Source organism: Longimonas halophila, from assembly GCF_002554705.1.
GTDB classification, from domain to species: domain Bacteria; phylum Bacteroidota; class Rhodothermia; order Rhodothermales; family Salinibacteraceae; genus Longimonas; species Longimonas halophila.
The window spans coordinates 131,710-156,171 of sequence record NZ_PDEP01000009.1 but is presented as its reverse complement, the minus strand read 5'-3'; the positions used below and the strand labels follow the sequence as shown (position 1 = coordinate 156,171).

At 60.5% G+C, this 24,462-nt stretch carries 22 protein-coding genes; 5 read left to right on the top strand and 17 right to left on the bottom strand.

Annotated features, from left to right (window positions below):
* The first annotated feature begins 75 nt into the window (after window positions 1-75).
* On the top strand, window positions 76-483 hold the full coding sequence (locus tag CRI93_RS10715) for a hypothetical protein (protein ID WP_141491668.1): 408 nt from the start codon (window positions 76-78) through the stop codon (window positions 481-483).
* A gap of 137 nt (window positions 484-620) precedes the next feature.
* Here CRI93_RS10715 and CRI93_RS10710 read toward each other — a convergent pair whose 3' ends face one another.
* From CRI93_RS10710 to CRI93_RS10690, 5 genes are all read right to left on the bottom strand, one after another.
* Window positions 621-1,334, bottom strand: a complete 714-nt coding sequence (locus CRI93_RS10710; protein ID WP_098062632.1) for an energy transducer TonB — start codon at window positions 1,332-1,334, stop codon at window positions 621-623.
* A 164-nt stretch (window positions 1,335-1,498) separates the two neighbouring features.
* Entirely contained in the window at window positions 1,499-2,305 is an 807-nt protein-coding gene (locus tag CRI93_RS10705; RefSeq protein WP_245850469.1) for a L,D-transpeptidase family protein, read from the bottom strand.
* Between the two features lie 77 nt (window positions 2,306-2,382).
* Window positions 2,383-3,180, bottom strand: a complete 798-nt coding sequence (locus CRI93_RS10700; RefSeq protein WP_098062631.1) for an HAD family hydrolase — start codon at window positions 3,178-3,180, stop codon at window positions 2,383-2,385.
* Between the two features lie 50 nt (window positions 3,181-3,230).
* Window positions 3,231-4,073 carry an enoyl-ACP reductase FabI gene (locus CRI93_RS10695; RefSeq protein ID WP_098062630.1) on the bottom strand — a complete coding sequence of 281 codons (843 nt, stop codon included), beginning with the start codon at window positions 4,071-4,073 and terminating at the stop codon, window positions 3,231-3,233.
* A gap of 71 nt (window positions 4,074-4,144) precedes the next feature.
* Window positions 4,145-4,987 carry an inositol monophosphatase family protein gene (locus CRI93_RS10690; RefSeq protein WP_098062629.1) on the bottom strand — a complete coding sequence of 281 codons (843 nt, stop codon included), beginning with the start codon at window positions 4,985-4,987 and terminating at the stop codon, window positions 4,145-4,147.
* 222 nt (window positions 4,988-5,209) lie between these two features.
* Between CRI93_RS10690 and CRI93_RS10685 the strand changes: the two genes are divergently transcribed.
* Window positions 5,210-6,031, top strand: coding sequence for a hypothetical protein (locus CRI93_RS10685; protein WP_098062628.1), 822 nt, complete (start codon window positions 5,210-5,212; stop codon window positions 6,029-6,031).
* A 280-nt stretch (window positions 6,032-6,311) separates the two neighbouring features.
* Here the strand turns inward: CRI93_RS10685 and CRI93_RS10680 are convergent, their stop codons facing one another.
* Together CRI93_RS10680 and CRI93_RS10675 are read right to left on the bottom strand one after the other, a co-directional pair.
* The gene (locus CRI93_RS10680) at window positions 6,312-7,667 is read right to left on the bottom strand and encodes a dihydrolipoyl dehydrogenase family protein (protein ID WP_098062627.1); all 1,356 of its coding nucleotides are present in this window, start codon (window positions 7,665-7,667) and stop codon (window positions 6,312-6,314) included.
* Between the two features lie 96 nt (window positions 7,668-7,763).
* The gene (locus tag CRI93_RS10675) at window positions 7,764-8,981 is read right to left on the bottom strand and encodes an MFS transporter (protein WP_098062626.1); all 1,218 of its coding nucleotides are present in this window, start codon (window positions 8,979-8,981) and stop codon (window positions 7,764-7,766) included.
* 136 nt (window positions 8,982-9,117) lie between these two features.
* Between CRI93_RS10675 and CRI93_RS10670 the strand changes: the two genes are divergently transcribed.
* A complete protein-coding gene (locus CRI93_RS10670; protein WP_176521828.1) occupies window positions 9,118-10,245 on the top strand; it encodes a glycosyltransferase family protein in 1,128 nt (375 codons plus the stop codon).
* A gap of 212 nt (window positions 10,246-10,457) precedes the next feature.
* Here the strand turns inward: CRI93_RS10670 and phoU (CRI93_RS10665) are convergent, their stop codons facing one another.
* From phoU (CRI93_RS10665) to CRI93_RS10645, 5 genes are all read right to left on the bottom strand, one after another.
* Window positions 10,458-11,150 (bottom strand): phosphate signaling complex protein PhoU, encoded by a 693-nt coding sequence (gene phoU / locus CRI93_RS10665; protein ID WP_245850467.1) that lies wholly within the window; start codon window positions 11,148-11,150, stop codon window positions 10,458-10,460.
* A gap of 178 nt (window positions 11,151-11,328) precedes the next feature.
* Entirely contained in the window at window positions 11,329-12,546 is a 1,218-nt protein-coding gene (locus CRI93_RS10660) for a glycosyltransferase family 4 protein (protein WP_141491667.1), read from the bottom strand.
* 17 nt (window positions 12,547-12,563) lie between these two features.
* On the bottom strand, window positions 12,564-13,787 hold the full coding sequence (locus CRI93_RS10655; protein WP_245850466.1) for a glycosyltransferase family 4 protein: 1,224 nt from the start codon (window positions 13,785-13,787) through the stop codon (window positions 12,564-12,566).
* Between the two features lie 373 nt (window positions 13,788-14,160).
* Complete coding sequence (locus tag CRI93_RS10650) at window positions 14,161-16,587, bottom strand: GumC family protein (protein ID WP_098062622.1); 2,427 nt, start codon at window positions 16,585-16,587, stop codon at window positions 14,161-14,163.
* Window positions 16,588-16,720: 133 nt separating this feature from the next.
* Window positions 16,721-17,254 carry an SLBB domain-containing protein gene (locus CRI93_RS10645; RefSeq protein WP_141491666.1) on the bottom strand — a complete coding sequence of 178 codons (534 nt, stop codon included), beginning with the start codon at window positions 17,252-17,254 and terminating at the stop codon, window positions 16,721-16,723.
* 216 nt (window positions 17,255-17,470) lie between these two features.
* On the opposite strand from CRI93_RS10645, the gene CRI93_RS10640 reads away from it, so the two are divergent.
* Both CRI93_RS10640 and tesB read left to right on the top strand, forming a co-directional pair.
* The gene (locus CRI93_RS10640; protein ID WP_098062620.1) at window positions 17,471-18,676 is read left to right on the top strand and encodes an anhydro-N-acetylmuramic acid kinase; all 1,206 of its coding nucleotides are present in this window, start codon (window positions 17,471-17,473) and stop codon (window positions 18,674-18,676) included.
* A 74-nt stretch (window positions 18,677-18,750) separates the two neighbouring features.
* The gene (gene tesB, locus CRI93_RS10635) at window positions 18,751-19,620 is read left to right on the top strand and encodes an acyl-CoA thioesterase II (protein WP_098062619.1); all 870 of its coding nucleotides are present in this window, start codon (window positions 18,751-18,753) and stop codon (window positions 19,618-19,620) included.
* A 17-nt stretch (window positions 19,621-19,637) separates the two neighbouring features.
* Here tesB and phoU (CRI93_RS10630) read toward each other — a convergent pair whose 3' ends face one another.
* From phoU (CRI93_RS10630) to CRI93_RS10610, 5 genes are all read right to left on the bottom strand, one after another.
* On the bottom strand, window positions 19,638-20,336 hold the full coding sequence (gene phoU, locus CRI93_RS10630; protein WP_098062618.1) for a phosphate signaling complex protein PhoU: 699 nt from the start codon (window positions 20,334-20,336) through the stop codon (window positions 19,638-19,640).
* A gap of 49 nt (window positions 20,337-20,385) precedes the next feature.
* Window positions 20,386-21,276 carry a phosphate ABC transporter ATP-binding protein PstB gene (gene pstB, locus CRI93_RS10625; RefSeq protein WP_098062617.1) on the bottom strand — a complete coding sequence of 297 codons (891 nt, stop codon included), beginning with the start codon at window positions 21,274-21,276 and terminating at the stop codon, window positions 20,386-20,388.
* A 50-nt stretch (window positions 21,277-21,326) separates the two neighbouring features.
* Complete coding sequence (gene pstA, locus CRI93_RS10620; RefSeq protein WP_098062616.1) at window positions 21,327-22,205, bottom strand: phosphate ABC transporter permease PstA; 879 nt, start codon at window positions 22,203-22,205, stop codon at window positions 21,327-21,329.
* The gene (gene pstC / locus CRI93_RS10615; protein ID WP_342752107.1) at window positions 22,205-23,104 is read right to left on the bottom strand and encodes a phosphate ABC transporter permease subunit PstC; all 900 of its coding nucleotides are present in this window, start codon (window positions 23,102-23,104) and stop codon (window positions 22,205-22,207) included. Before pstC ends, pstA begins: the two co-directional genes overlap by 1 nt.
* A gap of 161 nt (window positions 23,105-23,265) precedes the next feature.
* Window positions 23,266-24,348 (bottom strand): PstS family phosphate ABC transporter substrate-binding protein, encoded by a 1,083-nt coding sequence (locus CRI93_RS10610; protein ID WP_098062615.1) that lies wholly within the window; start codon window positions 24,346-24,348, stop codon window positions 23,266-23,268.
* Window positions 24,349-24,462 lie beyond the last annotated feature (114 nt).

Genomic DNA, 24,462 nt, shown 5'->3' with positions numbered 1-24,462 from the left:
GTCCGGTAAGCGATTTGTTTTGCGCATATATTGCCCCCCACGCACCCTGCCTTTCTGCTCTACCGCCGACTGCTCATGGATCCTGATTCCACGGACTACTGGAACCGCGTTCATGCCCATATAGACGCGCTCCTCGATCGTCCCATCGAAGAGCATGAGGTCTACTTGGATGAACACTGCCCGAATGCAAAGATGCGACGTGACGTGAAGTCGTGGCTGGCCTACATCTATACACCGACCGATGTGCTCGACGAGTCGGTTGCCACGTATGCCCGCACACTGCTCGACGACACGCCTCCGCCCGAACGTCCTCCGTTGTGGAACGCTGGTGTTGTGGATGCGGAGGATTCTTCTTCAACGGAGTCGCCCCCCGCCGCTCCCTCTTCATCTCGCTCCGTACAACGGTGGATGTGGGTGAGCTTCGTGGTAGTAAGCATGATCGTCGCCGGCGCACTTGTGCTGTGGTGGCATGCTGATGCATAATTGCTGATACACAACACACCCAATCGCTGCTACGCATAGAAAAACGCTCTGCCATCGCTAATTGATGGCAGAGCGTTTTTTAATGTGACAGACTCGAATGCCCAGCACAGGCACCTGGGGCCTGGGAGCGCAATTTTTTAGCGTCCCACTTGGAACGGCACATCGAAGTGAATCCATCCCTCGATGTCCTCCCACTCATCGTTCTGATTGTACCGTACGCGGGCCGGCGAAGCCTGCATGAGTGCCGCTGACCGCATCGCAATGGCGTCAAGCTCGGGGTGCACCGACTCAACCAACCGAATAGCAGTAGGCTCGCCGCTGGTGTTGACTCGCACCTGTAGTTCCACATTGCCCTCTACGCCCTGATCGTACAGATCGCGCGGGTAGGTAACGCTGCTTTGCTCTTGTACCTGTGGGCGCTGGTAGTAGTCGTTAAGCAGGTTGCGTGCTTGCTGCACGGCGGCATCCAGCGTGTCTTCTACGGTGCCGGTTCGCGGCGCAGTGCCGAGCGCCTCTACCGCCTCTTGCTCAAACAGCGAATCGATGCGTGAGGGATTGCTCTTGTAAAAGTCCGTCATCTCACGCTTCACCGCCTTTAGGAAGTCCTCGCCGCTGACCTGACCGCCTTCAATAGCCATTTGCGAGTCAACGTCTTCGAGAACACCCATGGCCGACAGATCGCTCAAGTCGCGAAAGGCCTCGGCGGTGTCGGCTTCAGCACGCCACCAGCGGTCTTCAGCCGTTTCCCAGCCATCGGGGGGCGCAGTAGGATCATCGCTCCCACAGCCTGCGGCAAACAGCAACGCGGCCACCAAAAAAGTGGGGATAAGAGAATAAGAAAAGTGACGCATAAACACAGGATGTATTGGTAAAAATAGGGCGGCGTGTGCTTAGCCCCATCAAAAAGGGCAACGCTTGGTCAGACGGCATGAATTGCAGGCGCGCTATGCAGTTCCGCCACGCTTTACTGCAGTGCCTTTTGTTCCATTCATCCGCTTTCGTACATCTATCGCATCTACCGAATGAGAACGGGGGTGCCCACCTCAGCATAGTCCCAAACCTCGTCGAGATCGGTGTTGTGTAGCGCAACGCAACCACGCGTCCATGTAGTGGCTGCGCCCGTACCGTCGCCGTGGATCTCAATCCACCCGCCCAGATCGGTTGACATGGGCGGCATGCGACGTTCGTTGTGGGCCTCGATAATGGCTTCGTACTCGGCGTCCGAGATAACGCCACGATCCAATCCACGCTCAGCATCGTCGCGGCCCGGATAGTCGAGCACCAATGCCTTATAGTACTGGCTGTTCGGGTTCAGGCGCACAACATGAAAAAGCCCCTCAGGGGTGCGCCAATGGTCTTGCTCTTGCAGCGAGCCGCGGCGCTCCTTATCCAGAAACACGTTTGGCCCAAAATCGGCGTTATAGGTCGCTACGTGCTCGGGCCCGGCGTACACGTGCAAGCGTCGGGCGTCCTTATCCACATGAATCCAGACATTGGAGAGGTTGTCTGCTGCCACATATCCCTGTTCACCATCTTCAAGACGCACACGACACCAGTCGTCCGCACAGCCCAGATGATGCAGCGGAGTACGCACCGGCATGCGCTGCAGGGGGGCCTCTTCGCTGGGTCCGCGGTATAGCATCGCCGACCCGCCCGCTACGTAGTGCAGATTAGCATCGGCCACGGTGCTGGCAGCCGGGCGCGTGGGGACCTCAGGCGATGCCCCGGTCTGCGCATAAGTGCAAGGCACGATACCGCTGCCCAACATCAGCAGAACGGCAATGAGCGATGCAGTTGAGGGAACGATGCGTAGAGCAGTCATACAACGGTGGAGTTCATACTCAAGCGTGTGGGGAACGCTACAACGAGCAGTAAGCAGACCCCGTAGCGGACGCTACATCAGGAAGCCCGTTCTGTTTGGGTGCGCTGCGCGTTATTCTGTGTCGTGCACTGTTCATATGCCGCCAGGGTGCCCGCCGCTACGGCTTCTTTCGTAACATGATCAACGCATGGTTTTACAGAGGCGTGGGCATTGGCCGGAGCAAACGACTGCCCCACCGCCTCCAGGGCCACAATATCGCCATCGGTGTCGCCGATATACGCCATGGCCGCTAACGGTACATTCAAATGCGCCCCCAGCCATTCGAGTCCGGCGCGCTTCGTAATTTGGGGCGAGAGCACATCGATCGACACATCGGTGGTGAATACCTTCAAATCGGGCAGGTGGTTCTCAACGAAGGCCAGTGCCTTGGGCCGCACGGCCCGGATCTCGGAGGGGTCGGGGGTCACAATGCCGGCCTGCGCGCGCTTGGCGTGGTCGAGCGAGATTTTGGTGCCGGGCACCGCTTCCTTGCGAAACCAGGCCCGCATCTCGTCAAGTTGCTCCTCCAGCGCCTTGGTGAGCCCTGGATGCCAGGTGGTCTGCGCGGCTACCGGGTCGAATCGCCCCGCGCCGCTCTCGAACAGCACCGGCGTAACAAGCCCGAGCGCCTGCGTCATTGCCTCTACGTACGAGTAGGGCCGTCCGGAGCAGAGCGTAAACACCGGACGCGTTGTGGGGGCGGTGCCGTCGTCGTGCAGCGTTCCAGCTGCATCGGCATGGGCGGCCAACGCCTGCAGCCGGTCAAGGTCATACGGCCGGTACGGGCGCGCCAGGCAGCCGTCAATGTCTGAGACAAACAGTTCAATCGAAGGCATCGCGTTCACATCCGGAAAACAAATTGAGCACGTGGCACGCCCCCCATAGGCTACGCGTCGTCATCGTCGTTCTGGAAGGCGTCCTGCATCGCTTCCACCAACTGATCGGAGATCCCCATGGAACTGAAGCCGCCGTCGTGGTAGAGCGTCTGCATGGTCACCATGCGGGTCAGGTCGCTCAACAGCGTGACGGTGTAGTCGGCGCAGCTTTCGGCGGAGGCGTTGCCCATCGGCGACACGCGCTCGGCGAACTCGTACATGGCGTTGAAGCCTTCAATGCCGGACCCCGCTGTGGTCTTGGTCGGACTCTGCGAAATCGCGTTGATGCGGATGTCGCGCTGGCCCAGCCGGTATCCAAACGAGCGCACAATGCTTTCGAGGAGCGCCTTTGCATCCCCCATTTCGGAGTACTTCGAGAAAATGCGCTGGGCACCGATGTAGCTCATCGCCACAACCGACCCGCCGTCGTTCATCGCGCCGGTGTCCAGGGCGTGGTGCACAATGCGATGCAGGCTAACCGACGAGATGTCGAGCGTCTTCTGATACCAGTTGTAGTTCAGGTCTTCGTACGGCACGTCTTTGCGCACATTGACGCCCATGCCGATGGAGTGCACAATAAAGTCGATGCCGCCGTACTCGTCTTGCACCTCATTGAAGAGCGAGGCCAGATCCTCGTCATCGGTGGCATCGGCCCAGATGACGGGGCTGTCGGTGGCCTCAGCGAGTTCGTCCATACTGCCCAGGCGGCGCGCCACCGGCGCATTCGAGAGCGCAAACTGCGCCCCTTCGCGATGGGCAGCCTCAGCCACCTTCCAGGCGATGCTTTCGTCGTTTAAGGCACCAAAGATGATGCCAGTCTTTCCATCGAGCAATCCATATCCAGCGTCAGACATACGAGCAAACAGCTGTTAGAAAAAAGGTACAGGGGGATACAAAAGGCCCCGCGTTGCGGCGAGGCATATCGTCAAGCGTGAATGTGTTGCAGCGGAGCAAGCGCATCTTGCATCGTTTCGTGAAGGCGACCGTTCGTCGCAACAGTCTGCGCATCAAACAGGGGATGCAGTCCCCCCGACCCGCCAACGGTGGTGACGCGTCCGCCCGCTTCTCGCACAATGAGCGCACCCGCGGCTACGTCCCACGGCTTCAGGCCGGTTTCGTAGTAAGCGCCGTACGCACCCTCGGCCACGCGCACCAGATCAATCGAGGCCGCGCCGTGGCGGCGTATACCGCGCGCCTTTGGCAAGAGCGCGCCAAGCACATCCAAGAACACTTCGGTGTGCGCAACGCGCTGATACGGAAAGCCCGTAGCAATGACGGCCTCGGGCAGCGTATCGGCATTGTTTACGGCGAGCGGTTCGCCGTTGCAGGTGGCCCCGCCGCCTTTCACCGCCGCATACAGCCGGTCGTGCGGTACATTGAACACCACCGCAGCAACAATTGCATCATCCTGCTGCAACGCAATGCTGACTGCATACGGCGGAATGCCGTGCATGAAGTTGGTCGTGCCGTCAATCGGGTCAATGATCCAGCGGCGTCCGCTAACGTCGGCGATGCTGCCGACAGCGTCATCCTGCTCTTCGGCCAAGATTGTGTCGTTGGGAAACGAGCGGCGCAGCACCTGCACAATGGCATCTTGCGCGGCTTTGTCGGCTTCGGTCACGAAATCGTTCGTGCCCTTCGTCTCGACCGTATGTGCCTTGTCTACACGGTCGCGGATGACCGCCGCTCCAGCGCGGGCCGCCGATTCAGCAATGTAGCGAGCGTGCCAAGCCTCTAACGAAGCGGAAGACGCCGATGCGTGACTCATGCGCAACAACTGGGTCAAGAAATAAAAGCAGAACGCGCGCCCGAAACTTTTCGGCGCGGCCCCGTGTGGGGTAGGCGGTGTGTAGCAACATAAGCATCGGCTCGGACCGATGCATTATTCTGTTGTGAAACCAGCCGGTTTTAATTTGAATCGGATGCGTGGCGCGTTCGATGCCTGGCTGTTTGTACCGATGTCCGATCCTACTCTGCTCTCCTGCTGCTTATGATACCGTCGTTTGTGCCGTGTTCTCGCGTTGTGCTCCTGCTTGTTGCCAGCGCGCTCCTTGCGGCATCGGTGGCAACGTCGGGCTGTGCCCGAACCGAAGGCCCCCCGCCCCGCTACGCGCCGACTGCCGATACCACCGCGTGGACAACCACCGGCGATGCGGTCGTAAGCCGACTCGACAGCCTCGACCTTGCCCTCATGGATTCGGCGTTTGCCGCGCTGCCACGCGTGCCCCTCACGCGCACCACGCGCACCGACGCCTTTACGCCTGCCGACTCGCTGCGCGGGCAGCTCTACCAGACGTGGCACCACCGCCCCAAGGCTGAACCGGAACTGCTGGAGGAAACGCAGACCGGCACGCTCCCCGACCGCGACCTGTGGGGCCTGGTGCCCCGCGCCAATGCGGCCTCCTTGCCAGAAAATATAGTGCGTGATGCGTATCCCGACGAACCGCCCTTCCTGGAGGCACGCAACCAGCCGGCGTATCGCTACGGGATGCGCCGCGACACGCTCGCGCCGGGCATTCCGGTTGACCGCATTGAGGTCGTGGCCCGCGATACGGGAGACGGACGCCGCATGGCTATTCCGTATGCCCGCGTTGACGTGCTGCCCGGTACGCGCTCTGCGGTGAGCACCTACGTGGTACGTGCCGACCGGGCCCTGCTCTACGACGAAGACAGCCTGTTCTACATCGCACTGCAGCCAGGCCCTAACGGCCAGTGGCTACCGCACATCATGCGGTTTCGGGCCCGCCTGTCCGTGCCGCTGCGTCCCGTTGAGTCGGTGCAGACGGTAACGACGTTCGCATCCGGCGAGTGAGCAGTTCTACACTGTTGGCGTGTTATGCCTGAATGTTATGGTGCGTAAGCGACGTGTGCTAAGAAGTCTCCTCCAGGCTCCTGCTCTCCAATAGAGTGTCATGTTGAGCAAGCGAAGCGCGTCGAAACATCTCCTTGGCGCCTGGCGGATACAGCGGGACATGAGGCCCTTCCAAGCTCAGGGGAGATCCTTCCCCCAGCAGCCGTCAGGGTCAAGATGTCAGCGTTTGAGAGAAGCACGCGTCTCCCAGGATTGATCTGTGACACAGCACTATTGCTCTTCAGACCATGTACTGCAGATCAGAACCGTGCGTGGGATACGCAAAGGTGGTGTCTTTAATGTCGGCGGGCGTCATGTTGTGGCGGATGGCGAGCGTGAACAGGTTAATCAGTTCAGGCGCTTGCTCGCCGATGAGGTGCGCTCCCACAATGGCATCGGTCTCTGCATCCACCAGAACCTTGGCGTATGCGGTATCGGCCTGAATGCGGCGGTAGCTGTACCATCCGCTCAGGTCGTTCTCAATGATGCGCACCTCGCGTTCCTGGGCGTCGGCCTCGTCGACGGTTAGGCCCACCGTGGCCAGTGGCGGAAGCGTAAACGCAGCGCTGGGCTGCAGTCCGTACGTAGCGGCGTGGGGCGTGTCGCCCAGCAGATTGTCGGCTACGATGTGGGATTCTTGTCCTGAGAGCGGGGTAAGGGGCAACCCAGGAGTGTCGGCAACATCGCCTGCGGCGTAGACGCGCGGGTTCGTCGGACTCTGCAGATACTCGTTCACGGTAATGCCCCCGCGTCCGGCGTCGACGTTACCTTTCTCCAAATCAAGCGCTTCGATGTTCGGCACGCGCCCGGCGCCATGAATGGCGAGGTCGGCAGTGTAGGTCTGCTCGCTCCCATCGGGCCCCCGCGTGGTTACGGCAAGCTGTCCGTTGTCGGTTTTGTCGATGCGCACGGCATCCGTATTCAAGTGGATGTCCATGCCCAGATCACGCGAAGCCTCAGTCAGGCGATCGGTGCAGTCGGCATCAAACGGGGGAAGGATCCGTGAATCGCGCTGAATGATGCGTACGCGGGCCCCGGCGCGGCGGGCGATGTGGGCAAACTCCATTGAGATGTAGCCGCCCCCTACAAAGAGAATCTCGTCGGGTAGCGCGTCGAGCTCCAGAAACTCGTCGCTGGTGGTAAGCAGGTCTGCGCCCTCGAATGGCAGCGGAACCGGCTGCATACCGGTCGCCAGCACGATGTGTTCGCCTTCGAGCGTATCGTTGCCCACCTGCAGCGTGTGTTCGTTGATGAAGCGGGCCGTGCCGTGGTAGGCATCAATTCCAGCATCTTCAAGTGCCCGTTCGCGCGCCTCAGACACCGGCTCAGTAAACGAGCGCTTAAACGCCATCAGGTCGCTCCAGTCAATGGCAGGCGGCGCCGTAAGGCCGTGGCCATGCAAGTGCGTGGCCTGATCTACGGCATGCGCCGCACCCACAAGCACTTTTTTGGGATCGCAGCCGCGCTGGGCACACGTACCTCCAAACGGACGGTTATCGATTTGAGCGACGGACCAGCCCGCGTCGTTACATCGACGGGCCACCACCGAGCCTCCGCCTCCGGTTCCTACGACGAGAAGATCGTACGAGATGTCCATAGTGCATGGGACGCCTGATGAGCAAAAGAAATACACAGGCTCTGTGCAGGCGACTCGTGTGCCGTTACACTTCGTATCCTACTACGACTTCGTTTTCTACGACTTCGATGTAGCAGGATGTGGAGCATGCAGGTCGGGCTCAGGCAATCCCCATTGCACAATTGCAGCCATGAGAAGCACCGAGGCGGCCCCCATGACGGTGTTGCTTGCATATCCGTAGGGCCCGTACGTAAGCCCAGCGATGAAACTCCCCACGCCGAACCCGACCTGCCCAAATCCAACCGCCAGCCCCATGAGGAGCCCACGTCGTGCATCGACCACCAGCGCTGTGAGGAGCGCCTGAAGCGGGCTGATGCGGATGCCAACTGCAATCATGGCCAGGAAGAAGAGAAAAGCCGCCATGGCAAAGCCGTCGATGAGGTAGGGCGCCACCAAAATGGCCGCGCTTAGTCCAAGGCACGAAGCCACCACAAGCGGTTTGCGCCCCAGGGTGTCCGAGACATGCCCCGCCACGGGAGCCGCTACAATGTTGGCCAGTCCCCCAACGGCGAAGAGCAAAGCGATTTGGAAGCCCGAGATCCCAATTTCGACCTCCAGCCATGTGGGCAAGAACGAGGCAAACAGCCCAATTCCCAGAAACATGAGAAAGTACGTGGCCACCGCCGCTACGATTTCAGAGCGGCGGACCAGGCGGGCATACTTCTTCACCATGCGGCGCACGGTAAGACGCTTCGGATCGAGATGCGCGTTCACGGCGGGCAATACGTACCAGATGAGAATAGCCGCGATGCCCATGGTGACTGCAAACATCACGAAAGGCCAGCGGTAGCCGTACGCTGTAGCCAGCACCTTCCCGGTGGGCACGCCAGCAATCTGCCCGAAGGCGGTGCCGCTCATCACCCAGCCGTTGGCCCAGCCGCGGCGGTCATACGGAAAGTAGTCGCCAATGTACGCCACCGAGCCGCCGCTTAGAATCCCCCCGCCAATGCCCGCAAGCGTGCGCATGATCAGCAGCAACGTAAAGCTGGCAGCCACGGTGTGTAGCACCAGCGCGATCGACATGAGCGTCGCGCCAAAAATCAGGATGCGGCGGCGCCCTACGCGGTCAGAGATGGGTCCGGTAACAACGGCCGACACGCCCAATGCAAAGGCATACGACCCGAGCAGCACCCCCTGCCACAACTCGTTGATGCCGAGCGTCTGGCTGATTTCTGGCAGAATGGGGATGACAATGACCACTTGGCTGCTGGCTGAAAACATCATCAGCCAGAGCGCAAAAAGAATCAGGTAGGTATGTCCTTTCAGGTCAGGCACAGCGGCAAGATACTCCCCGTAAAGATCGGAGGCTCAACGAGCCGCACGCATGCGGGTTTCGGTCCAGGCTGCCTGCGAACGGTCGGGCGGGCTACGAATACACCGCATGCTCTTGCTCTTGTGCTCTATATCCGCTATGCGTTGTTTTTTTGTGATTCAGGGCGAAGGTCGCGGCCACCTTACCCAGGCGTTGGCGCTCCAGCAAGCGCTTCGTGCTGCTAACCACGAGGTCGTGGGCGCTGCGGTGGGGATGCCCGAGCAGGGATCCTGGCCTGCGTTTTTTACAGATGCCATTGCAAAGCCGCTGACGCCGCTGCGCAGCGTCTCTATCATCACCGACACCGCTACGGGAGCCGTGCGTCCCCTTGCTACTGTTGGGCGCGGACTCCGACGAGTCTTTTTCGAATCGGAACCGCTCGATACACTACAGGCGGCCATCGAGACGGCAGATCCGGACCTCATTGTCAACTTCTTCGAGCCGATGATGGGCGTGCTGGCGCGCAAGCGCGGCGTAACGGTGCCAACCGTCGCGGTGGCGCATCAGTACATGTTCTTGCATCCCGGCTACCGCTTTCCGCCGCAACGGTGGGCCCGGCGCGCCCTGACGCATTGGGCCACGCACCTCACCGCGTGGGGTACAGATGCCTGCATTGCCCTGTCGCTGTATCCGGCTCCGCCCGCGTCTACAGCGTGGCTCCCTGACGGGGTTTCGCTCACTGTGATGCCCCCGCTGCTCCGTCCATCAGTGCGTCGCCTGTCGCCGGGAAACGAGCGGGCATCTCATGTGCAAGCTTATCTCCTCAACGACAGCTACGCGCAGCAGCTCATGTGCTGGCATCACGCGCATCCGCAGGTGCCGCTACGGTGCTTTTGGAGACGCGACGGCATCCACACGCCCGAACAGGTCGACAGCACCCTCACCATTTATCCGCTGAGCGCCGAGCGCTTCATCCAGTCGATGGCACAGGCGCGCGGATTGGCTACGACAGCGGGATTTGAGTCGGTGGCCGAGGCCCTCTACCTGGATACTCCTGTGCAGGCAGTGCCGGTGCCCGGCCACTACGAGCAGCTGTGCAACGCCTACGACATCGTGCGTGCTGGAGCAGGCATCCGCAGCAACCAGTTTTCGTTGGATGCGCTGCTTCGCTTTATCCCGCACTACGTACCCGACACCGCCGCGTATCGTGCTCGTGTGCAGCAGATGCCCGCACAACTCGTTGAACACCTTGAACGCGTAGCCGGTGGCGAGGCCTTGTCCCTGTAGACAGGAGGCTGGAGGCCCAGTGTTTTAGAACCTGTTTTGATTTCTTATTTTGGGCTCCGAGCGGCTTCGCTGGGCTGGGGCCGAAGGTCATGCCCCTGGTGCAAATTGCCCCTAATCTCGGCCCGTAGCCCCGGCTACGAACCTCGATTGGGGTCCAATTTTCGCCTCAGCGGCCCTCGCTCTCGCCGTCAAACCAAAACCCAAACAGGTTCTTAGGATCCGCTTTCGCTTGAAGCGTCTTGCGCCTGCACCGAAGCGTGGCGCAGGTCCTCGCCCTCGATGAGAAACACCACGCTCTTGGCAATGCTCTTGGCATGATCGCCAATGCGCTCGATGGCTTTGCTGGCAGTGATGAGATGGGCTGCCGGTTCGGCGTGTTCGGGATGCGACTTGCAGAATTGTACGAGCTGATTAAAGTTTTCGCGATGCAGCGCGTTCACGCGCTCGTCGAAGGTCGGCACCTCCTGCGCCAGGGTTTCATCGCGCTCCAGGAACGAACGCTGCGCCTCTGCCAAAATGTTGCTGCACGCCTCGGCCAATTCTTTGAGCTTGGTATGCTCAATCACCGACGGCGCACTGCGCACATGCTCCACATTGCGCGCCAGATTGCGGCAATGGTCGCCCATGCGCTCCAGATCGGTATTGATCTTCACAACTACAATCAGGAACCGCAAGTCAACAGCAACCGGCTGATACAACGCCAGAATCCGCTCGCACTGCTGGTCAATCTCCAGCTCCAGGCGGTCAACCTCGTTATCCCGTTCAACGACGGCCTCGGCAAGCTCCAGGTCGTCTGTAAGGAGGGCGTGCACCGCATCCCCAAACTGCTCTTTGACGATGTCTGCCATAGAGAGGAGCAGGTGACGCAGTTCGGCAAGTTCGCGGGTCAGGTTCTGGCGCGACATGAGAGCAGGGAGGCTTGGAAAACACATCGAGGCACGCGCATCAGCGGCATCGCAGGTATGGAAGGTATGGAAGACCGATTCGCCGTGCGCTTTCGTCGGTGTCATATGCCCCACGTCCGGCTACAGTTCACCATAACTGATCTGCACGAGCGAAGGCCGCGCAAAAGATGCAGGGCCGTTAAGCCATAGTCTCAGCGTGAACCCCCACCTCAACTGGAGCACCGGGCAACGAGTCGCCCTGCGGCGCGGCGTCGGGATCGACCACAGCGCGCAATACATCGACATATTGCTCGGCCACAGCGCTCCACCCAAAGTTAGACTCGGTGTGCTGCACGGCGCGCTCCGATATCTGGCGGAGCTGCTCGGGCGCCTGGTTGTACTGCATAATGGCTTCACGGAAAGACGCCGGGTTTTCGCTCTCCACCAGATGCCCGTTTTCGCCCTCCGTAATCACGTCTTGGATGCCCTCAAGCCGCGCCGCAATCGACGGACAGCCGCACTGGCCCGCTTCAAGCATGACGACACCAAAGCCTTCCATATCCCCTTCTACGGGAATGTTGGGCATGATGAACAGGTCGGCCCCGCGATAGAGGCGCGCCAGATCGGGGTTTGAGATACGCCCCAGACGCCGCACGCGCTCGTTCAGGTTGTTGCGGTCAATCGCGTCCTGGATAGCGCTGGACTGCGGGCCGTCTCCGGCGATCCAGTAGTGCACATGTTCGGGCAGCGTGGGCATAACGTGCTCCACAAACCAGGCCACGCCTTTCCGTTTCACCTGGCGCCCCACGCTGCATAAAAGCAGCGCATCGTTGGGCAAGGGGGCCGTTTTCGATCCCAGCGCCTCGCTGAGATCCGCTCGCATCTCGGATTTGGACTGCGGTGGCGCGTAGCGATCCAGGTCGATGCCATTGGGCACTACATGCACCTGGTCCGCGGGCATCCCACGTGCTACGCAGGCCGCGCCCGTAGCCCGACTCACTGGCAGCACCGCATCGAGCGCGCCGAATACCTTGGGCACAAACCACTGGTACGCCGACACGCTCAGTGTAACGTCGAGGCCGTGCGTGATGGCAGCGGTCTTCACATTGTGACGATCCAAAAACCCGCGCAGCGGCACGGCCAGTGCAGCCGTTACCATAGATGAGAAAAGCACGACATCAGCCTCGTTACGCAACACAGCCTGCCGGATGCGCCACGCCGCTTTGCCCAGAAAAAACGGCACCTTGTAGGGCGTCCACTTCCACGAGCTCCGCAGCAGAACCGACTCTACATGGGGCGGTTCTGAACGTTCATGCAGCGCCTCGTTGAGTTTCAACGCGACGCGTTGCATACCGCCCACGTTGTCCATGGGACGCCCCTCTGGAGGCAGCGAGTGCGAAACATAAAGTATATGCACGGGCAAGATGTTAATTGTTAAGCAGAATGCGAAGCAGGCATGCGTGTAGAAGATGCGTCCTCCGCGTTCACCGCCGCGCGGACTTCGTCGTAGTAGCGATCCATACGTGCAAGGAGGGTGGCCCAGGTGTACGACTGAGCGCGCTCGTGGGCAGCCTGTCCCATCGCGGTGCGGCGCTCAGCATTGACGAGTAGCGGGGCCAATGCTTGGGCAAAGGCACGAGCGTCGCCGGGCGGACACAGCGCGCCGGTGGTGCCTTCGTCGACCAGGTCGCGGCTGCCTACCGCATCGGCGCACACAGTGGGCACCCCCGAGGCCATCGCCTCCAGCGTCACGTTGCCAAAGGTTTCGGTATCGCTTGGGAAGACAAAGACGTCGCTGCTGGCGTAGGCGGTAGCCAGCGCATCCCCTGTGAGGAAGCCTGTGAAGCAGGCCCCGGGGAGCAGTGATTCAAGTTCGTCGCGTGCCGGGCCATCGCCCACAATGAGCAGACGCACGTTGATATCACGCTCGCGCAGCACATCGCGGATCTGTGGGAGCAGCGCCAAGCCTTTCTCCCAAACGAGACGGCTTACAAAACTCAGCACGACCTCGTCGTCGGCAATGCCCTGCTCGCGACGCCACGCCATGCTACGGCGCCTCGGATGAAAGCGCTCCGTGTCGATGCCACGCTCCCACGGACGCAGCCCCTTGGTGATGCCGTGGGCCCGTAAGATGTCGGCCATGGCCGAGGAGGGCACGTAGATATGCCGACACTGCGCGTAGAACGTGCGCACGTAGTGCCACAGCAGCGGCTCCAGCGCGGTAAGGTGGTAGTACTTTAGATACGAACTGAAGTGCGTATGATACGAGGCAACGACCGGACGCCCCCAGCGCCGTGCGGTTTGCAGTGCGTGGTAGCCCAGCACATCGGGCGTGGCGATGTGGAAGAGCGTAGGATCGAACGCGCGCAGCACCGCCTTCGCTTCTGTAGACAGCCCAAGCGACAGACGGTATTCCGGGCGCCCGGGCGCGGCGAGCGAGGGCACGGGACAAAGCGTGCCTGCATGGTCAAGCGCAGGCTCTTTCACGGTAGGTGCAAAGACCCGAACAGCCGTGTCGTCTTGCGCGTCCAGATGGGCCACCAGCCGGTTAAGCGTAAGCGATACGCCGTCGGCAATGTGGTTGTAGGCTCCTGCAAACAGTGCCACCCGTTTGGGGGCGGCGGCTTCTTGTGGAGCTATTGCAAGCGATTCGGGCATGCACACACAGTGTTGCAAGCAGAGGGATGCGGCACGTTGACGATCAGGGACAAGCTTCAAATGGCACTGCAGCTTACGCTGCCTCTCACACGCGCACATTAATCGCTGTGCCAGCGCGGGTAATAAGTGTACCTGGTGTGGGAACAAGAAAGGCGCAATCATCCCCCGAAAGGTAACAGCCCCCCCAGTAGCTACCTGCTTCTTCACATTTCATTCTGTACGGGTCCGTCTATGCCCAATGCAAAGCGACCGCAACGCGCCGTGAAGACGCCGTGCGGTCGCTATTCACATTTGCTGATTGCCTTCGGTTATGTGTGTCCCTGCGGCCTAACGTAAAGCGAGGGAACTCAGAATTGCTTTGCTGTCCTGCCTATCAGCGCCCTAACCACTGCTGTAGTCGGCTTTTTGATGGGGCGTTGTCGTCGCTGTAATAGTCGTCGAGGCGCTTCATGCTCTGTGCGTAGCCGTAGTTGTCATAGCTGTAAGCATAGCGGCTGTTGTCATCGGCCTTGTAGTTATTAAGGACGCATCCCAACAGCGGCGCATCCACCTCATGCATCTGGTGGATGGCGTGCTCCAATGCGCGATGATCGGTCGTTCCCGACGACGCCACCATGACCACGCCCTTGCAGAACGGAGAGAGGGCAAGGGCATCGCTAAAGAGCAAGACCGGCGCGGTATCCACGAGCACGTAGTCGAACTCCCCCTCCATGTCATCGAGGAGTGTTTGCATCCGCTGCGAGCCAAGGAGTTCAGCCGGATTCGGCACCTTTTCGCCCCCAGACATTACGTAGAGGTGATCTACGGAGGTGCGAAGCGCCTCAGGATCGGGCAGGCCGTCGTACAGGATGTCGACAAGCGGCAGGCTGGTGTTGCCGTCGAAAAGCGTGTGGAGGCGCGGGCGACGCAGGTCGGCGTCAATCAGCAGCGTGCGCTGCCCAGCACTGGCAAGCGCCAGGGCCAGATTGGCCACGGTGGTTGTTTTCCCCTCGCCTTTGCTGGCACTGGTAACGGCCAGCGTACGCACTTCATCGTCGGGGCGGGCGAAGCGCAGGTTCGTGCGCAACCGCCGGTATGACTCGGCCACCGCCGACATGGGACTTACGAGCATGGGCAGCGTGGTGGGCACCTTCTGCCCGTCAATTTCGATATGGCGCTCGCCGTCGAAGTCACGCTGGATGATGGCATCCATTGATGGCACGACACCTATGAGATGCTCGCCCGTTGCGCGCACGTCATCGGGCTGGCGTACCCGCGTGTCCAGCAGGTCACGAATGATGACGAACCCACCCCCCAAGACAAGACCAAGCAGGGCAGCCAGCGTCATGTTCTGGCGCGGCGTAGGCGCAAACGGCACCGATGGGACTCCGGCAAAACGAACGACCTCGGCATTTCCAATTTCGGATTCGAGGGTCATGCGCGTCTCCTGCATCTGCTGTCGTACAAAGCTGTAGACCTGCTCAGCAGAGCGGCGCTCACGCTGCAACTGCGCCAATTCGAGCGACTGCGCGGGCAGCTCCTGAAGGCGAGTCCGGTTTTCAGCCAGTTGCTCGTCTATGTTAGAGAGACGCGCCTCCATCCCACTAATCTGGATGCGCTGCTGCACCAGTTGCTCCCGCTGCTCGGCCACATAGCCCACCCCACGCTCACTGTCTTCGCCCGGCCCGGCGCCCCCGGCAGCCAGTGCCTGATCTACATACCGGGCGGCAATGTCTTGAGCCTGCGTATCAAGCCGGTCGATGCGCTCTTGGGTCCGCGCCAGTTCACGCTCAAGCGCATTGCCATTAGGATTCGGCGAAAGGTTGGAGTTTCGCTCCAGCGCCTGATCCAGCTGCTGCTTGAGTTCGGCACGTTCTTCTTGCACCCGCGCCAGTTCGCTGTCGATGTTCGAGGCGAGCCGCTCGGCAAGCTGCGGCTCAATCGACTCAATATTATCCTGCTGAGCGTTAAACCGTGCGCGCGTCATCTCCAGTTCGATACGCAGCTGGGCGCGCTCGGACTCCAAACTCGTAATGCGGGATACCGTAGAGCTGGTTTCTTCGTCGAGCGCTACAGCCTCCTCGCGCTGCATGAAGTCAACCAGGTTCTGCTCGGCCTCCTCCATGTCCACCCGTAGGCTCTCGGACTGCTCTTTGAGGAAGTCGTAGGTTGCCTGCACGCTCTGGCGGCTTCGGTCGCGCGAGAACTCGACGTACTCTTCGGAGAACAGGTTCACAAGCAGCGCTGCCTCTTGCGGATCGGTGCTGGTTGCCGAAAGGCGAATGGCGTCGATCTCCTCACCACCGGGGCTGGCCTGCACGCGTCCCATGAGCCGCCCTGCAAGCTGCTGCGCACTCAGTCGCTCCTGGGTCTCAGCCGTGTACATAATGGGCGGCCCCTCGCCCTCTGGATACATCTCATCCATACGATCGGCCACGCGCTGGGCTAACTCCCGCGACTGGCGCAACACAAAGAGCTGATTTGAGAGCGACCGGTTTCCTGCAAGCCCGGGCACCATACGACCGCGCGTGCTCACGAGCGTCGACGGCGAGTCGGGCTTGATGAGCAGCAGACTCGACGTTTGGTACTGGTTCGGCAAGGTGTACGTGTACACACCGGCTGCTGCCATTACCACAACGAACACCCCCAGGATAATCCATTTGTGTGCCCAGAGCAGTCCGGCCATTTCGCGTAGTTGCGAGACCCCGTTGCCCTCGGGGTGGTAGACTTCATCGTACAACTGGCCTTGTGCAGGCCACGGCGTAGGCGCCGCGTCGTGGCGTCCGTTTTGTCCGTTTGGGGGCAGCGAAGGGGAGGCCATAAGAAACTATCAGGCTTCTGCATGAACGGCAAACCGGTACGCTTGCACGCTCCATTAAGTGTAGAAAGCAGAAGAGACCAATGCACGCATACCCGTGCTTGAGTACCATTGCCTCTTCGTCTACATATGCGGTTTAATTTCTGTTAAATATGCGCAGTCCGAGCAGCGTAAGGCTGGCCAGACTGCTCACAATACCCAGCACATCGCGGAAACGGAAGGGCGTGCGTGCACGCTCCAGCTCCACAACCAAGATGTCATCATCTTGCAGCGCAGGATATTCCGGGTTCTGCACCAGATTCTCTAACGGCTCCTCGTACACAATGGTGCGGCTTCCATCCTCGCCGGTGCGGTACAGCGTAATGCGAATGTCGTCGGGGTCCTGGCCACGCTGACGCGTATCAATCGGCGCCCCACCTGCCATTGTAAGGAGCTTGTCAAGCTGTGTGTCTGTCGGCACTTCATAGATCCCGGTATTTCCAACGGTGCCCCATACCGACACCTGCACAGTTGCATCACCCGGACGGGCGTAAAAGTAGTATGCTACGCTCGCTTCGGTCTCTGCCAGCCGATCCAAGCTCTGTGCCGCAACAGGTGTGCTACTTAACATCCAAAGCGCACACCAAGCGGCGGTCCAACAAACGAGCACCCGAATAGAGCGCACAGCCATTAGGCGAGAGGAATCAGCAGACAATACACTGAGAGGGTAAGTACAGATACGTTGTGGACGCGTTCGTTACAGGGCCGGGTACGCAACGTTCCACGCGGGCACATGCTCTGTAACGCGTGATGATACTCCTTGCAGGGAACGGATACAACGCCGTCGTCCGTATCGGTGCGTCCCGTAACCCTCCTGCTTTCACCTGATCTTGGTTCCCTATTCTGTATGGATACGTTTCTTGCCTCGGCCTTTCCCTCAACGCTGTCTGAACGCCGCCGCGTAGTGGGCCTGATGAGTGGCACCTCGTTCGACGGCGTGGATGCCGTCCTTGTCGAGCTCTCAGGTTCACAGGGTACGCTTCAGATCGATGCACAAGCAGCGCTTCATACTCCGTACAGCGCCGACCTGCACCGCATGCTGCACGACCTGAGCCGTAGCGACAAGGCTCCGCTCGACCATTTGGCCGCTCTGCATGGCCATCTGGCCGACTGCTATGCCGAAGCCGTCACGGCACTAATGGAGCAGGCGGATCGCCCGCTTTCGCGCATAGACCTTGTCGGGGTGCATGGGCAGACGATCGTGCACGTCCCGACTCCGCTCGCCGAGGGACCGCCCGGACGCGGTACGCTGCAGGTGGGGGCCCCGGGCGCGCTGGCTGCCGCGTTGAACTGCCCCGTAGTGGGCGACTTTCGGCCTGCCGACATGGCGCTTCATGGCCAGGGCGCGCCTATCATGCCGTATTTCGACTGTGTCGTTCTGGGGGATGCGCAGGAAACACGCCTCATGCTTAACCTGGGTGGCATTGCCAATGTAACCGTTGTGCCCGCAGGCGCCTCCCGCGCCGACGTACGCGCCTTCGACACCGGTCCTGCCAATATGGTGCTCGACGCCCTCACTGAACTGCTCTTCGACGAACCGTACGACGCCGCCGGAGCCTACGCTGAGGCCGGTACCCCCCACGCCGATGTAGTGGCTACACTCATCCGCGAAGACTTCTTTCAGCAGCCCCCGCCGCGCTCCACCGGGCGCCGTCAGTTTGGGGCCGACTACGCGCAACGCGTGTGGGCACAGGTACGTACGCAAGACGGCAGCCGTCACGATGCGCTGGCCACTGCGGTACTGCTTACGGCATCATCTGTGTATCAGGCGTATGCCCAATTCATCCGCCCCGATGCGCCTGCCGACCGCGTGCTCGTAAGTGGAGGTGGCGTGCATAACAGCACGCTCATGCAGGCACTACGTAACGCGTTTGCGCCGATTCCTGTAGCCTCAACGTCCGATGTGGGCATCGACCCGGATATGAAGGAGGCTATTGGGATGGCGGTGCTTGCGCATGAGTGGACACATGGCACGGCTACGGCGCTGCCTTCGGTGACGGGCGCAACCCGAGCGGCCCGCCTTGGCGGACTGCATCTACCGCCTGCCTCGTAATCCCGAAACCTGATTCTGATATAGCGCCGATACGTTGCCTCCCTCTTTCTTCTTCGTTTTTCTTCACATTGCAGATGGCTTACACGCTCAACGACCTGCGCACGCTGATCGACCTGGAGCGCATTGAGGATACGATTTTTCGGGGTACGAATTACGATATTGGCTCGGGCAGTGTGTTTGGCGGGCAGGCGCTGGCGCAATCGCTGGTGGCCGCGCAGCGTACGCTCGACGATCCCGAACGGGTGGCGCACTCTATGCATGGCTACTTCATTCTCCCTGGCGATGTAGAGGTGCCCATTGTGTACGAGGTCGACCGCCTGCGCGATGGGTCCTCGTTCACAACGCGCCGTATCATCGCGATTCAGCACGGGCGCGCGATTTTCAACATGGCGGCATCGTTTCAGGTGCCCGAGGAGGGCCTCAGCCATCAAACAACGATGCCCGACGTACCGCCGCCTGATGCACTTGCTTCGGATATGGAGCTGCTACGCCAGATTAAGGGGCGCATTCCGCCTCGGTTGCGTGCGCTCTACACCGAAGAGCGTCCGGTCGAAGTACGGCGCGTAGATCCGGTCAATCCGTTTGCGCCCGAACCGGCAGCCCCGACCAACCCGATGTGGCTCCGAGCGCGTGGCACGTTGCCCAACGAGCCCCTGCTGCATCAGGCCGTCTTCGCGTACATGTCGGACTACGGCCTGCTGGGCACAGCACTGCGTCCGCACGGACGGTCGTTTCTGGATCCGGATCTGCAGCTGGCCTCCCTCGATCATGCGATGTGGTTTCATCGCCCATTTTCGATGAACGAGTGGCTGCTATACACCGCCGAGAGCCCGACTGCGCACGGCGCACGGGGATTTGTGCGCGGACAGCTCTTTACCCAGGAGGGCACGCTGGTGGCCTCGGTGGCCCAGGAGGGACTGATGCGTCTGCACGACAACGACTGACCAGCGGCCTTTATGCCTTACGACGAGCGGTCCGCATCGCTGAGGCGCTGGTGACGGATGTCGTTGCCTTCTACCAGGAAGACGACGCCCTGTGCAATGTTTTTGGCGTGGTCGGAGATGCGCTCGATGGCTTTACTGGCCGTAATGAGATACGACAGCGCTTCGGTCGCTTCCGGGGTCTGCTGCATCTGCGCGATGAGCGCAGACAGGTTTTCAGCGTGCAGGCGGTTCACCTGCTGGTCGCGGGCAATGACCGTGCGCGCCTTCACGCGGTCGCGGTTGATAAAGGCCTCTTCGGCCCCGCGCAGCATATCGCGGGCGATGTCGGCCATGCGGGGAACGGTCGTGGCCGCCAGCATATCCGGAAAGTCGGCCAGCGGCGCCGTGTAGCGGGCCAGGTTGCGGCAGTGATCGCCAATGCGCTCAAAGTCGGTGTTGATCTTCACCGCCATGATGAGCATGCGCAGGTCGGCAGCCACCGGCGTGTGCAGCGCCAGGATGCGCTCGCAGTGGCGGTCAATGGTCAGCTCCAGGGCGTCAACCTCACTGTCACGAGCAGCCACGGCTTCGCCCGCTTCGACATCGCCCTGAATGAGCGCGTTCATGGCGTGGGCCAGTTGCTCATCGACCAGGGTGGCCATGGAGACGAGATGACGGCGCAGCGTGTGCAGCTCGCCGTCAAGCTGCGACCGGGGTTCGTTTGCAGAAGAAGACATAGGAGCGTAGGCGCATCAGAAGGCTGCGAAGCCCGCCACGCACGAGGCGTCATCCGAATCGGCCGGTAACGTAGGCCTCGGTGCGCTCTTTTTGCGGACGGGTAAAGACTTGCTCGGTAGCGCCCATCTCGATCAGGCGTCCCATATACAGGAAGACGGTTTCGTCGCTCACGCGCGAGGCTTGCTGCATGCTGTGCGTTACGACGACAATCGTGTACTCAGAGCGCAGTTCGCTAATGGTATCCTCGAACTTGCCCGTGGCCACCGGATCAAGCGCGCTGGTGGGCTCATCCATCAGCAGAATGTCGGGCTCTACGGCCAGTGCGCGGGCAATGCACAGGCGCTGCTGCTGGCCGCCACTCAGGTTGTAGGCGCTGCCGTGTAGGCTGTCCTTCACCTCATCCCAGAGCGCCGCCTGGCGCAGGCACCGCTCCACAAGCGCGTCTTCATCGCCGGTGTATCCGTTGATGCGCGCGCCCCATATCACATTCTTATAGATCGTCTTGGGGAACGGATTGGGCTTCTGAAACACCATGCCAATGTGCCGGCGCACCGCAACCGGATCGGCCTGGTAGATGTTTTGTCCATTGACATGAACACGGCCTTCGAGCGTGGTGTTGGGGATGAGCTCGTTCATCCGGTTAAAGCAACGGATGAGCGTGCTCTTGCCACATCCCGAGGGGCCAATAAGCGCTGTAACCCGGTTGGCCTTCACATCCATCGTAATGTCTTGCAGCGCGTGGGTGTCGTCGCCATACCAGAAGTTAAGGTTCGACACCGCAATCTTCGTCTCTGCCTCGCCCTCCGACGCCGCGTCCCCAGCACGACCCGCAGCCGTTGGGGTTGCATCCGCCTGCTGCGCATCTGCTGTAGAGTTGGTGGACGGGGCGGTGTTGGCCTGTGTGGAGGAGCCGACATTCGATGAATCTGCAGAAGCCATGAGGTCAAAAACGCTGTACAAAAGGATGCAGAAGAGAACGGCCGCCTGTGCTATCCGGCGAGCTGGTCTTCAAAGTGGTTGCGGAGCAAGATGGCGGACAGGTTCATCAGCAGCAGAAAGGCCATCAGCACAATGATTGCCGCTGCAGCCAGCTCCTGAAACGAGGCTCCCGGCTCTTCGGTCCACTGGAAGACGAGCATGGGCAGCGCGGTGAAATCGTCGAGCAGATGCGCCGGCGTAAAGTTGATCGCCAGCGACGCGCCTACGAGCACCAGAGGGGCAGTTTCGCCCACCGCACGGCTCAGCGACAGAATCACACCGGTCATGATGCCGGGGAGCGCCATCGGAATCAGGTGGTGCCAGATGACTTGCGAACGGGTAGCACCCAGCGCAAACGCACTCTCGCGCACGCCTTGCGGAATGGAGCGCAGCGCCTCTTGTGCGCTAATCACTACGATGGGTAGCACCAAGAGCGAGAGCGTGAGTCCAGCAGCCAGCAGGCTGCTCCCCATATCAAACAGATACACAAAGACACCCAACCCCAGAATCCCGTAGACGACCGAGGGCACGCCCGCCAGATTGGTAATATTGAGCTGGATGATGCGCTTCAGGCCGCCTTCGTCGGCATACTCTTCCAGATACAGCGCCGTACCCACGCCCAGCGGCACCGTCGTGGCCGCCACAATGAGCATCAGATAGAGAGATCCAACAATAGCAGGCCAGATCCCCGACGTTTCGGGGCGTGCGGTGGGGTATCCCGTTAAAAACTGCTCGCTGAGCCAGCCCGAGCCTGTCGTTACCACGTCCACAATGAGCGTGGCAAGGACCAGGAGGCCCAGCATGGTGGCCGCAAACAGCAGCCCGGCAATGAGCGTGCCGTAGCGGCGGCGCTTGTCAAGCTGTGGATGGAACGCGCTATGATCTTTCATCAGTAGTTTTCGCGATACCGTCGGATAATCCAGTTTGCTGCCAGGTTCATCCCCAGCGTAATCAGATACAAGAGCAGTCCTACCGCAAAGAGGCTCTGGTAGCTTACCGTACCCTGATCAATGTCGCCCTTGGCCACCTGCACAATGAAGCCCGTCATGGTTTGGATGGATTCGAGCGGGTTGGCCGTCAGTGTAGCCGTAGCCCCTGCAGCAATAGCCACGATCATGGTTTCGCCAATAGCACGGCTCAGGGCCAGAATAAAGCTGGCGATGATGCCACTAAGCGCGGCAGGCACAATGACGCGCAGCACCACCTCAAACTTAGTTGCGCCCAGTGCATAGGCTCCAGCCGCCAGCGACTTAGGCACGGCCTGAATGGCATCTTCGCTGACTGAGGCCACCATTGGAATAATCATGATGCCTACCACAAGTCCAGCGCTCAGCGCGTTCAGGGGGGGAAGCGTTGAGTCAAATCCTTGAATGATAACCCCCGACACAAAGGTAAGCGCAAAGAAGCCGTACACCACGGTGGGTACGCCTGCGAGCACCTCCAGCGCCGGCTTAAGCCAACGCCGGGCTGTGGGCGAAGCATACTCCGAAATGTAGATAGCACTGGCCAGGCCAATGGGCATGGCCACCGCCGCTGCAATGCCCGTAATAAGCAGCGTTCCCGACACCAGCGGCAGCACGCCAAACGACGGATCAGACCCAGCAAACTCCCAGTCGGTGCCGGTCAGGAAATCAATTACCGATACCTGCGAAAAAAAGCCGATCGACTCATAGAGCAGAATGCCCACAATGCCCAGCGTCGTCAGAATGGTGAGCACGGCGCAGAGCCCAAGCCCATACTTTACGAGCCGCTCGCGTGGGCTTCGGTACAGGTTCGCCGACAGATCCATTGAGGCGTTAGACGCATCAGAGGACGACTGTGGCATGGTGGCCGATTCGGAGGGCGATGTAGGCATAGTGCCGGGGTGAAGACGCTTCGTGCGTAGAACAGAATAGCGCGAGACCGCCCGCTGCAGCCTCGCGCCTCAACGTATGGAGCACAGCTGCTCGGTTACGAACCTGCGTTGGTGCTATCGGGGGCTGCAGTGGTCGAGTCAGAGGGTGCTGCATTCCCGTCTGTGTTCATGCGGTTCAGCAGGTCGCCAATGCGCACGCCAATGGTGGGGCCGCTGCCTTCAAACATGCTGCCTGTTTTGCGATTTTCAAAGCGCTGCATCACCAAGTCATAGACTTCAGATTCGAACGCGATGTACTCGGCTTGCCGCACAAAACGCTGCGCGTTGGCAATGTAGTGGCGTACAAACGAGACCACTTCGGGGTTTTCTTGCAGGCTGGCTACATTCACATAGATGAACTCCGGGCGGGCCAGCGGCTGATAGGTGCCGTTGGCTACCGTTTCTTGGGTAGGCTCTACGCATCCTTCCCCCTGCTCGTTGTCAACGGCAATGAGGCGCAGGTTGTCGCTGTTGTTTTCGTAGTACGACAGCCCAAAGAACGCCATGCCGCGTTGATCGCGCGATACGCCTTGCACGGTGGCGTTGTCGGTGCCACTGGCGTTGTAGTTATCGCGAATGTTGCCGCGCTCGCCATTGATGGCTTCGGTAAAGTAATCGTACGTGCCGCTGGCAGATGAGCGTCCGTACAGGCGAATCTCCTTATCCGGAAAGCCGTCGCGGATGTCGCTCCACTGCTCTACCGTGCTTCCGTCTTCCCAGATAGCGTTTAGCTCGCTCACCGTAAGGCACGACACGAAATCGTTGGTTGGATGCGTCGTGATCGAAATGCCATCGTATCCAATAGGCAGCTCAATGAACTCAATGCCGGCCTCTTCGGCGCGGCGCAGCTCGTCTTCACGAATCGGACGCGAAGCGCCTGTCACGTCGGTTTCGCCGCGAAAGAAGCGCTGAAAGCCTGCGGAGGTGCCGCTGTTGCCCGCAACCACACGCGCATCTGGATTTTCCTGCTGGTAGTCGGTCACCGCAGCCCGCGAGATAGGAAACACCGTGCTCGATCCGTCAACGCGCACGGTCTGGGCCGTGTCGCCGCCGCATCCAGTAAACAACACCAATCCAGCCAGCAGCGCCACACTACAGAGTGCCGCAGGCCAGCCTGTTAAACAAGGTAGACGATTCATGCAGTTGCAAAGCGTTAGTGAGCGAGTGCTGTCGAGAAGGCTACTTGTTGTCGTACAAAGCAGAGTGCGCCCCGTGTGCCGTGCCCCCCAAAGCGAAGCGATGCCCGCATGCCG